Here is a 12422-nt window from a genome sequence, read left to right on the forward strand (position 1 = left end):
CTGCTGGTTCTGCGCTGGAGCGCCGCGCTATGACCACCCTCGCCACCCCCCGCTTCCTCCTGCGCCCGCCCGCCACTGGCGATGCCGAGCCGATCGCCCGTTACCTCAACGATTTCGCCGTCGCCGGCAACCTGGCGCGCGTGCCCTTTCCCTATCATCTGTCGGACGCCCGCGCCTGGCTGCGCACCCGCCGCCCCGGCCTGCCGCTCGAGGAAACCAATTTCGCCATCGAGCTGCCCGGCACCGGCTTTGCCGGCCAGGTCGGCTTTCATCGCGGCTCGGGCGGCGCCGTCCTCGGCTACTGGCTGGGCCAGCCCTTTTGGGGCCAGGGCATCATGACCGAAGCGGTGATCGCCAGCCTCGACTGGTTCTTCCGCGCCAGCGCGGCCAACGAGGTGCTTTCGGGCGTCTTCGCCTTCAACCAGGCCTCGCTCGCCATCCAGACCAAGCTCGGGTTTACCCAAACCGGACGTTCCACCCTGCTCTGCCTTGCGCGCAACGCCGAGGTGGAGCATATCGACACCATCATCACGCGGGCCGCGTGGACGGGACGACTGCAATGAAATTCCTCGATCAAGCTAAGGTCTATGTGCGCTCGGGCGATGGCGGCGCCGGCGCCGTCTCGTTCCTGCGCGAAAAATTCGTCGAATTCGGCGGCCCCAATGGCGGCAATGGCGGGCGCGGCGGCGACGTCGTCATCGAATGCGTCGACGGCCTCAATACCCTGATCGATTACCGCTACCAGCAGCATTTCAAGGCCAAGATCGGCACCCATGGCATGGGCAAGGACCGCGCCGGCGCCCATGGCGAAGACACGGTGCTGCGCGTCCCCGTCGGCACCCAGATTTTCGAGGACGACAACGAAACCCTGATCGCCGACATGACCGAGGTTGGCCAGCGCGTCGTCTTGCTTTCGGGCGGCAATGGCGGCTTCGGCAATGCCCATTTCAAGACCAGTGCCAACCAGGCCCCGCGCCATGCCAATCCCGGCATTCCCGGCGTTGAAAAATGGATTTGGCTGCGATTGAAGCTCATCGCCGATGCCGGTCTCGTCGGCCTGCCCAATGCCGGCAAGTCCACCTTTCTTGCCGCCGTTTCCGCCGCCAAGCCCAAGATCGCCGCCTATCCGTTCACGACGCTCCATCCAAACCTGGGCGTCGTCTCCATCGGCGAGCGCGATTTCGTTCTGGCCGATATTCCCGGCCTGATCGAGGGCGCCAGCGAAGGCGCCGGCATCGGCGACCGGTTCCTGGGCCATGTCGAGCGCTGCGGCGTCCTGGTGCATCTGATCGACGGCACCGAAGAGGACATCAAGACCGCCTATACCACCATCCGCGCCGAGCTTGCCGCCTATGACGAGCGCCTCGCCGAAAAGCCCGAACTGGTCGTCCTCAACAAGATCGACGCCATCGATCCCGACGCGCTCAAGGACAAGCTCAAGCTCCTGAAAAAAATCAGCAAACAGGAGGTCCTGCAGGTCTCGGGCGTCACCGGCAAGGGCACCGACATGGTCCTCTATGCCATTATCGACACCCTCGACGCCACCAAGGCCGCCAAGCTCGAGGCCGCCCGCCGCAAGACCGAACCCAATTGGGCGCCGTGATGCTTCAAAAGCCCCCTCATCCGCCCTTCGGGCACCTTCTCCCACGAGGGGAGAAGGGGGCATCGAGGTCAATCAGCCACCGGACCACCCCTCGCCCCTTGTGGGAGAGGGACAGATATTTCTGCGTTCAGCAGAAATATCAGGGTGAGGGGTCCGCGATATCCCAGTCGGCACCATGACCCCTCTCGCCCCCTACCGCCGCCTCACCATCAAGATCGGCTCCGCGCTCCTCGTCGACAGCGCCACCGGCAAGCTGCGCTCGTCCTGGCTCGCCGCTCTGTCCGAAGACATCGCCGCGCTCAAGGCCGCCGGCACCGAGATCGTCATCGTCTCCTCGGGCGCCATCGCGCTCGGCCGCCGCCTCCTGCATCTCGACGCCATCGCCCTGCCGCTGGAGCAATCCCAGGCCGCCGCCAGCGCCGGTCAGATCGCGCTGTCGCAAGCCTGGGCCGAAGCGCTCGGTCGCCACAATATCGTCACCGGCCAAATCCTCATCACCCCCAATATCACCGAGGAGCGCCGCTACTACCTCAACGCGCGCACCACCATCGCCACGCTCCTGTCGCTGGGCGCCGTCCCCATCATCAACGAGAACGACTCAGTCGCCACTGCCGAAATCCGCTATGGCGACAATGACCGCCTCTCGGCCCGCGTCGCCACCATGATCGAGGCCGATTGCCTGGTGCTGCTCTCCGATGTCGACGGCCTCTATACCGCCCCCCCCGCCAAGGACCCCGCCGCCACCCACCTGGGCGAAATCGCCGCCATCACTCCTGCCATCGAAGCCATGGCCGGCGGCGCCGCCAACCACCTGTCGCGCGGCGGCATGACCACCAAGATCGAGGCCGGCAAGATCGCGACGCTTGCCGGCACCGCCATGATCATCGCCAGGGGCACCGAAAACCATCCGCTGCGCGCCATCACCGAAGGCGCCCGCCACACCCTGTTCCATCCCGCCCAATCGCGCGCCCAGGCCCGCAAGCGCTGGATCATGGGCACGCTGGCCGTCGCCGGCACGCTCCAGGTGGATGCCGGCGCCGCCCGTGCCCTCCTCACCGGCAAGTCGCTGCTGCCCGTCGGCGTCACCAAGGTCAAGGGCGCCTTTGATCGCGGCGACGCCATCGCCATCACCGACCCCGAGGGCCACGAAATCGCCCGCGGCCTTGCCGGTCTCGACAGCGAGGAAGCCCGCCTCGTCATGGGCAAGCGCGGCCCCACCGTGGTCGAGCTTCTGGGCGCCGGCAATCGCAGCGAGCTTGTGCATCGCGACAATATGGTCTTGGTATCGGCCTGAAATGGTGACAGCCACACCACTGACGTTCACCACCCACGGCGTCATCCCCGCGAAAGCGGGAACCCACTCTTGGAGTGGCGCCGCCCAACGAATAGGGTCCCGCTTTCGCGGGAATGACGCCGTGAAAAAGAACGAGCCATGGTGACGGGAGAATATTCATGAGCGCGCTGGCATCGGTAACCGACATCGCCACCACCATGGCCAAGATCGGCCGCAAGGCCCGCGCCGCCGCGCGCGCGCTCGCCATCGCATCCCCCGAGGCCAAGCGCACCGCCCTGCTCACCGCCGCCGGCGCCATCAATGCGCACCGCACAAAAATTCTTGCCGCCAACGCCCGCGACATCGAGGCCGCCACCGCCAAGGGCATGTCCAGCGCTTTCCTTGATCGCCTGACCCTCTCCGATACGCGCATCGACGCCATGATCCACGCCCTCAAGACCATTGCCGAACTGCCCGATCCCGTCGGCACCACCATCGCCGAATGGGACCGGCCCAATGGCCTGCACATCGCCCGCGTCCGCACCCCCCTCGGCGTCATCGGCGTGATCTTTGAATCGCGCCCCAATGTCGCCGCCGATGCCGGCGCGCTCGCCATCAAATCCGGCAATGCCGTTATCCTGCGCGGTGGCTCCGACAGCTTTCAGTCCGCCCAGGCGATCGTCGATTGCCTGCTCGATGGCCTGCACCTGGCCGGCCTGCCGCTGGACGCCATCCAGCTCGTTCCCACCACCGACCGCGCCGCCGTCGGCGAGATGCTCAAGGGCCTTGATGGCAATATCGACGTCATCGTCCCCCGCGGTGGCAAGACCCTGGTCGCCCGCGTCCAGGACGAAGCCCGCGTGCCCGTCTTCGCCCATCTCGAAGGCATCGTGCACGTCTATATCGACAAGGCCGCCGATCTCGAAAAGGCCGTCCCCGTCGTCCTCAATGCCAAGATGCGCCGCACCGGTGTCTGCGGCGCCGCGGAAACCCTGCTGGTGCACCGGGACGTGGTGAAAACCCACCTCAAGCCCATCATTGCTTCACTCATCGCCGCAGGTTGCGAAATCCGCGGCGACGCCGCTGTCATGGCCATGATCCCCCAAGCCAGGCCTGCCACCGAGGAGGATTGGCACACCGAATACGAGGACGCGATCATTTCGGTCAGGATCGTCGACAGCCTCGAGGCGGCCATCGCCCATATCGAGCGCTATTCCAGCCACCACACTGAGGCGATCATCACCGAGAACCCCGCCGCGGTCGAAACCTTCTTCAACCGCGTCGACAGCGCCATCCTGCTCCACAACGCCTCCACCCAGTTCGCCGACGGCGGCGAATTCGGCTTCGGCGGCGAAATCGGCATTGCCACCGGCAAGCTGCACGCCCGCGGCCCCGTCGGGCTCGAACAGCTCACCACCTTCAACTACCGCATCCGCGGCACCGGCCAGACCAGGCCGTGAGACCACGCCTGCTTCTTCCCCTCGCCCCTTGTGGGAGAGGGACAGACCAATCCGCGTTCAGCGGATGGGTCAGGGTGAGGGGTTCTGTCCGCATATCCGATGTCTTGGCAAAGTTTGAGTACCCGCCATACGCCCCTTCGGGACTCCTCCTCCCGCCAGGGGAGAAGGCGGCGCCACCGCATATCTTGAGTTATGGAATATTTTGACCCACCGCCCCATCCTCCGCCTCCCCGGCATCACCGAATTGCCGCCCTCCGGCGCGGGCATGCGCATCGGCCTGTTCGGCGGCAGCTTCAATCCGCCCCATCAGGGCCATCGCCTCGTTGCCGAGCAGACCCTGCAAAAGCTTGGGCTCGACGCGCTTTGGATCCTGGTCACGCCGGGCAATCCGCTCAAGACCCACGCGGATCTGGCCCCCCTTGCCGATCGCGTCCTGGCCACCCGCGCCGTGATGGATCACCCCCGCATTCGCGTCACCGGCTTCGAGGCCGCTCATGGCTTCACCTATTCCTGGCAGACCATCATGTTTCTCAAAAAGACGCTGCGTGACCGCCGCTTCGTCTGGATCATGGGCGCCGACAATCTGGTCGATTTCCACCATTGGGAACGCTGGACCGATATCGCCGCCATGTTGCCCATTGCCGTCTATGTGCGTCCCGGCGCCGCGCGGCGGGTTCCTGCGTCCCGGGCTGCCGTAACGCTGGCCAAATACCGGGTCGATGAGGCAGATGCCGGCCGTCTCGCCTTCTATCCGGCGCCCGCCTGGACCTATCTGCACGGCGTCACCTCGCCCCTGTCCTCATCGGCTATTCGCGCCGATGGCCAGCGGCCATGAAAAAGCCGGCCCGCAAGGGCCGGCCCGATTGTCCCGGGCGCTGAAAGCCGCTAGGCGCCGCCAAGTTCACCCAGGATACGCTTGGTAATGGCAACGTGTTCCTTGAACACGGCCAGCATCAATGTCGCCAGATGCCGGCCTTGCACTTCTGCAGCATCGTCCTCATCGGGAGATGTCGTCGCCAGGTACGCCGTGGCCAGATCGCTCAGGAATTCGTGGTTTTCCAGTTGGGCGGCGATATAGGCCTTGTCGAAAGCGTCGCCATCGGCGGCATTCTGGATCGTGTCGAACGTGGCCTGGCTCTTTGCATCCATCGGTGGCTCCGGGATGTCTTCCTCGCGCAGGACCATGCCCACGCTCATGGCCTCTTCCAGCTCGAACCCGGCGAACTCCTTGGCATTGGCATTGGTGGCGCGCGTGACGGCTTCTTCGCTCGTCACCTTGGACAGCGCCGCGGGACCCGCGACACCTTTGTAGTATTCCGCAGCACTGCTGGCCTTGGCCTCTTGGGCAAACGCCGCATTGATTTGGCCGAGCATGATCGGCGTTGCCGCCGCCATCCCCAGGCCCGCAAGAATTGAACGTCGCTGCATTGTCTAGTCCTTTGATGTCTTGGTGGATCAGTACAAGATGACGCCGGGGGTGAACCGGCAACCGGGATTAAAGTTGCTGCCAGTGCCAGTAACCCTGACGTGATGCTCGTGAGGAGGGGAGATGCCCAAGGCGTACCGGGGCGCTCGCTGCCTTGCACAATTGCGCCGGAAAGCGCATATTGAGCTCTGTGATGATCGTTACCCGGACGGGAACTGACCGCTTGTCGTTTGCAAAGACGTGCAATCACTATTCGAACCACAACCAAGGATGCTATCTCAACGCATGACTCATGCTCTGAAGGCATGGGCAAAGGGCCACTGACGATGCCCGGTTTGCCCAGTAACGCCACCCCGGATGCCGCGCCCACCGCCATGGTAGCTCCGGAACGCCCCTTGATCGACGTGATCCTCGACTGCCTTGACGATGCCAAGGCCGAGCAGACCATCGCCGTCGATATCACCGGCAAGTCCTCGCTGGCCGACCATATGGTCGTGACCTCCGGCCGCTCGCAACGCCATGTCGGCGCCGTTGCCGACCAGATGGTCACCGCCCTGCGCGACGCCGGCTACGGCAAGCCGCGCATCGAGGGTCTGCCCCATTGCGATTGGGTTCTGGTCGATGCGGGCGATGTGATCGTTCACATCTTTCGCCCCGAAGTGCGCGAATTCTACAACATCGAAAAGATGTGGCAGGCAGATTTCGCGGCCGATGCGCACTGAATGTCACGCTCGACGCTAGCGAAACGCTAACCAATGCGTATCGCTATCGCTGCCGTGGGACGCATGAAGGCCGGGCCTGAACGTGACCTGGTCGCGCGCTATCTCGATCGCGCCATCGCCGCCGGCAAACCCTTGGCCCTGACCGGGTTCGAGGTCATCGAATTCACCGAATCCCGCGCCACCTCCTCGGCCTCCCGCAAGGGCGAGGAAGCCAAATCTCTCCGCGCCGCCCTCCCCGAAGGCATCGTCGTGGCCTTGGACGAACGCGGCAAGTCCTTGGGATCAGAAGCTTTTTCCGCCCTCCTCGCCCGCTGGCGCGACGACGGCCGCCCCGCCACTAGCTTCATCATCGGCGGCGCCGACGGCCTCGATCCCACCTTCGTCGCCAGCGCCGACCTGACTCTGAGCTTCTCTCCCCTGACCTGGCCCCACCAGCTCGTGCGCATCATGCTGGCCGAACAGCTCTACCGCACCACCACCATCCTGTCCGGTCACCCCTACCACCGCGGTGATTGATCACCAAAATCCCTCATGGTTAAACATCGTTAACCTGCGGTTTTCCGCACGCTTGCTATGGTGCGCGGATTGATTCGGGGCCCTGCCCCATGGATGGAGTAGGCATGTCGGTGCGTCCCAGCGTCAGGATAGGCATGGTGGCAGGCCTGGCGCTTGCCGCGCTGTCGGCCCTGCCCCTGCTGGCACAGACCCCGGCACCGGCGCCCGCCCAAACCACCCCCGGCCAGCCGGCACCCGCGACCACCGATGCCACCCCGGCCGCAGCCGGGCCAGTTCCTGTAGTACCCGCCACAACATCTGCCCCTGCACCTCCCGATCCTGCCGCCAGCCAGGCCGATCTCGCCACCGTCGAGTCATCGATCAGCCTTAGCCGCGAGCGTGCCGAAGCGCTCAAAAAAGAAATCGCCGACATGGAGGGCGATCGCACCAAGCAGAACGCCGCTCTGATCGCCGCCGCCCAGCGCGTCAAGCTGGCCGAAATCGAGGTCGCCGATGTCGAGGAGCGCCTGTCCGACCTGATCGTCTCCGAACTCGAGGTGCGCGGGCGCCTGGATGGCGCCGACACCCAGATCGCCAATGTCTTGGCCGCCTTGCAGCGCATCTCGCTCAACCCGCCCCCTGCGCTGATCGTTGATCCCGATGACGCCCTGGGTTCGGCGCGCAGCGCCATCCTGATCGCCGCCATCGTGCCCCAGTTGCGCGCCAAGGCCGAGGCTGTCGCCGCCGATCTGACCCGGCTGACCGAAATCAAGCAGGCCGCCCTGGACGAGCAAGCGACCCTGATGGCCAATTACTCGGTGCTGGAAGAAGAACAATTGCGCATTGCCACCCTGATCGTCGCGCGCAAGCAGGGCGTCGCGGTCATGACCACGCAATTGCAGGCCGAGGAGCAGGACGCGATTGCCCTTGCCGCCCGTGCCACCTCGCTCAAGGAGCTGATCGATAGCCTCGACGCACGCATGACCAGCGTTTCCACCGCCGCTTCGGCGTCCAACTCCGAAGCCGACGGGGTCGCCATGACCACCGAGGCGATCCAGCTGGCTCTGGCCAATAGCGCCCGTACCGAGCCTGGTGTGCCGTTCAACGAGGCCAAGGGCTATCTGGCCATGCCCTCCAATGGCGTCAATGTCGTCGAGTTCGGCGCCGGCGACGGCTTTGGCGGCATCAGCCAGGGCCTGTCCGTGGTCACCCGCGCCCAGGCCCAGGTCGTGGCCCCGGCAGACGGTTGGGTGCTTTACAAGGGCCCTTACCTCAATTACGGCCAAATCGTCATTCTCAATACTGGACAGAACTACACGGTCCTTTTAGCGGGTCTCGACGCGGTCAGCGTCGATATCGGTCAGTTCGTGCTGATGGGCGAACCCCTGGGCACCATGGGATCACGCACAATTGGCCGTACCGTCACCACCAGCGCTGGCAACTCCCAGCCGACCCTTTATATAGAACTGCGACACGACAACGCGCCCATCGATCCCACCGGCTGGTGGGCTGCCCCGTCCAAAACGACATGAGAGTGGATAAACCCTGATGCGCTTTCCGACCATCCGCGCCGCCGCCTTGACGCTGGCGCTGCTGTTGCCCGCCTCCATCCTCGTTGCCCAGGAGCAACCGGCGCCGCCCGCTCCCGCCACAGATCCAGCGGCCCCGGCCCCCGATCAGGCACCGGACCAAGCACCCGCCGCGGATCCTGCGCCCGGCGGCGAAGAGCCCGAACCGACGCCCGCCGAGGAAGCCGCCGCGCCCCGCGATCCCCTCGAAGTCTATTCCGATCTCAACCTGTTCGGCGAAATCTTCGACCGCATTCGCGCCGAATATGTCGATCCGCCTGATGAGCAGGAGCTGATCCGCGCCGCTATCCAGGGCATGCTGACCTCGCTCGATCCCCATTCCGGCTATCTGCCACCCGCCGATTACGACGAAATGCGCGAAGATACTTCGGGCGAGTTCGGCGGCCTGGGTATCGAGGTCACCATGGAAGAAGGTGTCATCAAGGTGGTATCGCCCATCGATGACACTCCAGCCGCCAAGGCCGGAATCATGGCCAACGACTTCATCGTCAAACTCGACGACGTCGACGTGCAGGGCCTGACCCTGGACGAGGCCGTAGCCAAGATGCGCGGGCCGCTCGGCTCCTCCATCAAGGTTACCGTCGTGCGTGAAGGCGTCGCTGACCCGATCGATTATGAGATGACCCGCGCCACCATTGCCATGCAGGCCGTCAAATGGTCCATGGAAGGCGATGTCGCCGTGCTGCGCCTGTCGCGCTTCTCCGAGCAGGCCTTTGTCGGCATCGAAAAGGCCATCAAGTCGGTCTATGCCGAGCGCAAGGACGTGGCCCCCAAGGGCATCATCCTTGATCTGCGCAACAATCCGGGCGGCCTGGTCGACCAGTCGGTATTTGTCGCCGACGCCTTTCTCAAGCAGGGCGCTGTCGTTCTGACCCGCGGTCGCCTGCCCGAGGAAAGCGCCCGCTACGACGCCAAGCCCGATGCCCTCGACGCCTTGATCGCCGACGTGCCGCTGGTCGTGCTGATCAATGGCGGCTCCGCTTCCGCTTCCGAGATCGTCGCCGGCGCCCTGCAGGACCATAAACGCGCAACCCTCGTGGGTACGCGCTCCTTCGGCAAGGGCTCGGTGCAGTCGATCATCTCGCTGGGTCCCGATGGGGCCATGCGCCTGACCACCGCCCGCTACTACACGCCCAACAACCGCTCGATCCAGGCTCTGGGCATCCAGCCCGACATTACCGTAGCCCAGGTCGTGCCCGAGGAGTTGCAGGGCAAGGACGAGATCATCGGCGAAGCGGGCCTCGCCGGCCACATCACCATCGAAGGCCAGGAGGAGACCACCGTGGGCTCTTCGGTTTTCGTACCGGTCGAGAAGGCTGACGATGCACAGCTGCAATACGCCATTCGCCTGATCGACGGCGGTGAGACCGATCCGTCCTTCCCGGCCAAGGGCGAATAGACCGGCGCCGTCCATGCTATGGCTATGACACGGGGCGAAGCAGCTGATTCGCTGCTTCCCCCATTTTTTCAACCGCCGCGGAACCGCCGATGGCCAATGATCTCAGCACGCCGCTGACCGGCCGCAAGCGCAAGCCGGGCGAGCGCAAGCCCCGCGGCTTTCCGCTGGCCCGCGTGCTGCTCGGCCTGATCGCGCTGATCCTGGGCGGCTTCGTCGCCCGCTTGGCTCTGGTGGACGATCCCGATGGCGGCCGACCGACCGACGAGGTAGCGATCACCTCCACCCGCAACGCCAATAGCCTGGCCAGCGACGTCGCCAATGGCCCCGTGACCATCACCGCCGATCCCCAGCAATATCCTGCCGGCCAGGTCCCAGCCGCCGCGCCCGCTCCCGGCGCCGACCGCTACGCCGCTCTGCCCGACCTCAGCGAGGAAACCGCCAACGGTCCCATACCGCGCATTTCGGCCACCGGCGAAACCCCGTTCGCCACTTACGCCACGCCGCCCGAAACGCCAATTGTCGCCGGCCAGCATACCATTGCCATCATCGTCACCGGCCTGGGCATCAACGAGCAGGGCTCGCTCGACGCCATCGACCAATTGCCCGCTGCGGTGACCCTGGCCTTCGCCCCCTATGGCAAGACGCTGCAATCGACCGTGTCGTCCGCCCGCGCCGACGGCCACGAAATCCTGCTCGAAGTGCCGCTGGAGCCTTTCGATTATCCGCAGAACGATCCGGGCCCGCAGACGTTGCTCACCGGCGAGCCGCCGCGTGCCAATCTGGACAAGCTGTTCTGGCTGATGGCGCGTTTTGGTGGTTATGTCGGCCTGATCAACAATATGGGTGCCCGCTTTACCGCCTCGGCCGCCGACTTTTCCCCCATGATGGAGGAATTGGGCGCCCGCGGCCTGGGCTATATCGACGATGGGTCCTCCAATCGCTCGCTGGCCCCCCAGCTTGCAGCCGGCAACAAGGTGCCGTACTCGCGCGCCGACCTGGTGATCGACACCAATCCGGCCCGCGAACCCATACTGGCGGCGCTTGGCAGCCTTGAAGCCAAGGCACAGCAGAACGGCTCGGCTATTGGTATTGTCAGCGCACTGCCCATATCCATCCAGAGCGTGGCCGAATGGTCGCGTGCGCTGCAATCCAAGGGCATTACGCTCGTTCCCGTCAGTGCCCTGATGCAATAAAGGCCTTTGCCATGTCCCGTTTCGATCGCCAAGCCATGCCCTACCGCGATTGCGTGGGGATCGCCGTGTTCAACAGCCAGGGCAATGTCCTGATCGGCCGCCGCAAGCCCGAGGACGATCCCGAAGACAGCGCCGAGCACGGCGCACCCTGGCAGATGCCCCAAGGCGGCATCGACAAGGGCGAGGACCCGCTCAAGGCGGCGCTGCGCGAGCTGCATGAGGAAACCAATATCGCATCGGTCAGCCTGCTCGCCGAAGCCCCCGAATGGATTTATTACGACCTGCCCGATGACTCGCTGGGCATAGCGCTCAAGGGCAAATATCGTGGCCAGCGCCAGCGCTGGTTTGCCTTCGCCTTCACCGGCCAGGACAGCGAAATCGATGTGCTGACGCCAGGGGGCGGCAAGCATCCGGCCGAATTCGACGCCTGGCGCTGGGAGCGTCTCACCCACACGCCGGCGCTGATCGTGCCCTTCAAGAAGGATGCCTACGACAAGGTCGTCGCTGCCTTTGCCGACATCCCCCAGCGCTTCACCCACGCCTAGGATATGATGAAAACCATCGGCCTGATCGGCGGCATGAGCTGGGAATCCACCGCTCACTATTACCGCGTGCTCAATCAGGAGACGGCCGCTCGGCTGGGCGGCCTGCATTCAGCCCCGCTGCTGATCCATTCCCTCGATTTCGCCCCGATCGCCGCCATGCAATCGGCCGGTGACTGGGATGGCGCCGGAGCCATCCTCGCTCAAAGCGCCAAGACCTTGGTCGCTGCCGGCGCCGGCATAATCGGGCTGGCCACCAACACCATGCACGTCGTCGCCGATGCCATCGCCGATACCCTTGGCGCACCCTTCCTCCATATTGCCGACCCCACCGGTGATGCCTTGCTGGCCGATGGCTTCAGGACCATTGGTCTGCTGGGTACGCGCTTCACCATGGAAATGGGGTTTTACCGCGAGCGCCTCGAGGCGCGCGGCCTGACGGTCCTCGTGCCAGAAGTGGGCCGCACCAACCTGAACGGTATCATCTACGACGAACTGTGCCGGGGCATCGTGCTGGACGCCTCACGCACGACCTATGTCGATGCCATTGCCAGGCTTCAGGGCCGGGGTGCCGAGGCAGTCATCCTGGGCTGCACCGAGATCGGCATGCTGATCGACGATGCCGTCAGTCCCCTGCCGGTCTATGATACCACGGACCTGCACGCCAAGGCGCTGGTCGACGCCGCGCTGGCCTGAGTGAACGCTTGGACCGGCTTCAGC

13 protein-coding genes are annotated in these 12422 nt (G+C 64.9%); 12 read left to right on the forward strand and 1 reads right to left on the reverse strand.

Translation table 11 applies throughout. The features are described from left to right. Window positions 1-29 precede the first annotated feature (29 nt). The 5 genes from ACFE8X_RS07070 to ACFE8X_RS07090 all read left to right on the forward strand — a co-directional run bounded on the left by ACFE8X_RS07070 (window position 30) and on the right by ACFE8X_RS07090 (window position 5171). Window positions 30-563, forward strand: a complete 534-nt coding sequence (locus tag ACFE8X_RS07070) for a GNAT family N-acetyltransferase (protein ID WP_375450749.1) — start codon at window positions 30-32, stop codon at window positions 561-563. Then, the gene (gene obgE, locus ACFE8X_RS07075) at window positions 560-1603 is read left to right on the forward strand and encodes a GTPase ObgE (protein ID WP_375450750.1); all 1044 of its coding nucleotides are present in this window, start codon (window positions 560-562) and stop codon (window positions 1601-1603) included. Before ACFE8X_RS07070 ends, obgE begins: the two co-directional genes overlap by 4 nt. A gap of 175 nt (window positions 1604-1778) precedes the next feature. Further along, window positions 1779-2897 (forward strand): glutamate 5-kinase, encoded by a 1119-nt coding sequence (proB, locus tag ACFE8X_RS07080; protein ID WP_375450751.1) that lies wholly within the window; start codon window positions 1779-1781, stop codon window positions 2895-2897. 158 nt (window positions 2898-3055) lie between these two features. Further along, window positions 3056-4336 carry a glutamate-5-semialdehyde dehydrogenase gene (locus ACFE8X_RS07085; RefSeq protein ID WP_375450752.1) on the forward strand — a complete coding sequence of 427 codons (1281 nt, stop codon included), beginning with the start codon at window positions 3056-3058 and terminating at the stop codon, window positions 4334-4336. A gap of 202 nt (window positions 4337-4538) precedes the next feature. Further along, a complete protein-coding gene (locus ACFE8X_RS07090) occupies window positions 4539-5171 on the forward strand; it encodes a nicotinate-nucleotide adenylyltransferase (RefSeq protein ID WP_375450753.1) in 633 nt (210 codons plus the stop codon). A gap of 50 nt (window positions 5172-5221) precedes the next feature. On the opposite strand, the gene ACFE8X_RS07095 is transcribed toward ACFE8X_RS07090, so the two are convergent. Beyond that, complete coding sequence (locus tag ACFE8X_RS07095) at window positions 5222-5764, reverse strand: hypothetical protein (protein WP_375450754.1); 543 nt, start codon at window positions 5762-5764, stop codon at window positions 5222-5224. A 324-nt stretch (window positions 5765-6088) separates the two neighbouring features. On the opposite strand from ACFE8X_RS07095, the gene rsfS reads away from it, so the two are divergent. From rsfS to ACFE8X_RS07130, 7 genes are all read left to right on the forward strand, one after another. Then, window positions 6089-6484: a ribosome silencing factor gene (rsfS, locus tag ACFE8X_RS07100; RefSeq protein WP_375450755.1), complete on the forward strand. Its 396-nt coding sequence runs from the start codon at window positions 6089-6091 to the stop codon at window positions 6482-6484. 33 nt (window positions 6485-6517) lie between these two features. Beyond that, complete coding sequence (rlmH, locus tag ACFE8X_RS07105; RefSeq protein ID WP_375450756.1) at window positions 6518-7000, forward strand: 23S rRNA (pseudouridine(1915)-N(3))-methyltransferase RlmH; 483 nt, start codon at window positions 6518-6520, stop codon at window positions 6998-7000. Between the two features lie 104 nt (window positions 7001-7104). Beyond that, entirely contained in the window at window positions 7105-8511 is a 1407-nt protein-coding gene (locus ACFE8X_RS07110; RefSeq protein WP_375450757.1) for a murein hydrolase activator EnvC family protein, read from the forward strand. 16 nt (window positions 8512-8527) lie between these two features. After that, a complete protein-coding gene (locus tag ACFE8X_RS07115) occupies window positions 8528-9967 on the forward strand; it encodes a S41 family peptidase (protein WP_375450758.1) in 1440 nt (479 codons plus the stop codon). A gap of 89 nt (window positions 9968-10056) precedes the next feature. After that, window positions 10057-11160: a divergent polysaccharide deacetylase family protein gene (locus tag ACFE8X_RS07120; protein WP_375450759.1), complete on the forward strand. Its 1104-nt coding sequence runs from the start codon at window positions 10057-10059 to the stop codon at window positions 11158-11160. Between the two features lie 11 nt (window positions 11161-11171). Continuing rightward, entirely contained in the window at window positions 11172-11705 is a 534-nt protein-coding gene (locus ACFE8X_RS07125; RefSeq protein ID WP_375450760.1) for an RNA pyrophosphohydrolase, read from the forward strand. 6 nt (window positions 11706-11711) lie between these two features. Then, window positions 11712-12398, forward strand: coding sequence for an aspartate/glutamate racemase family protein (locus ACFE8X_RS07130; RefSeq protein ID WP_375450850.1), 687 nt, complete (start codon window positions 11712-11714; stop codon window positions 12396-12398). The last annotated feature ends 24 nt before the right edge of the window (window positions 12399-12422 follow it).

Origin of the sequence: uncultured Devosia sp. (assembly GCF_964244875.1) — a bacterium.
In the GTDB taxonomy this organism is placed as follows: domain Bacteria; phylum Pseudomonadota; class Alphaproteobacteria; order Rhizobiales; family Devosiaceae; genus Devosia.

Coding starts and splice junctions, on each gene's coding strand:
- ACFE8X_RS07070 (WP_375450749.1), top strand. CDS start 30: ATGACCACCCTCGCCACCCCCCGCTTCCTCCTGCGCCCGCCCGCCACT.
- obgE (WP_375450750.1), top strand. CDS start 560: ATGAAATTCCTCGATCAAGCTAAGGTCTATGTGCGCTCGGGCGATGGC.
- proB (WP_375450751.1), top strand. CDS start 1,779: ATGACCCCTCTCGCCCCCTACCGCCGCCTCACCATCAAGATCGGCTCC.
- ACFE8X_RS07085 (WP_375450752.1), top strand. CDS start 3,056: ATGAGCGCGCTGGCATCGGTAACCGACATCGCCACCACCATGGCCAAG.
- ACFE8X_RS07095 (WP_375450754.1), bottom strand. CDS start 5,764: ATGCAGCGACGTTCAATTCTTGCGGGCCTGGGGATGGCGGCGGCAACG.
- rsfS (WP_375450755.1), top strand. CDS start 6,089: ATGCCCGGTTTGCCCAGTAACGCCACCCCGGATGCCGCGCCCACCGCC.
- rlmH (WP_375450756.1), top strand. CDS start 6,518: ATGCGTATCGCTATCGCTGCCGTGGGACGCATGAAGGCCGGGCCTGAA.
- ACFE8X_RS07110 (WP_375450757.1), top strand. CDS start 7,105: ATGTCGGTGCGTCCCAGCGTCAGGATAGGCATGGTGGCAGGCCTGGCG.
- ACFE8X_RS07115 (WP_375450758.1), top strand. CDS start 8,528: ATGCGCTTTCCGACCATCCGCGCCGCCGCCTTGACGCTGGCGCTGCTG.
- ACFE8X_RS07120 (WP_375450759.1), top strand. CDS start 10,057: ATGGCCAATGATCTCAGCACGCCGCTGACCGGCCGCAAGCGCAAGCCG.
- ACFE8X_RS07125 (WP_375450760.1), top strand. CDS start 11,172: ATGTCCCGTTTCGATCGCCAAGCCATGCCCTACCGCGATTGCGTGGGG.
- ACFE8X_RS07130 (WP_375450850.1), top strand. CDS start 11,712: ATGAAAACCATCGGCCTGATCGGCGGCATGAGCTGGGAATCCACCGCT.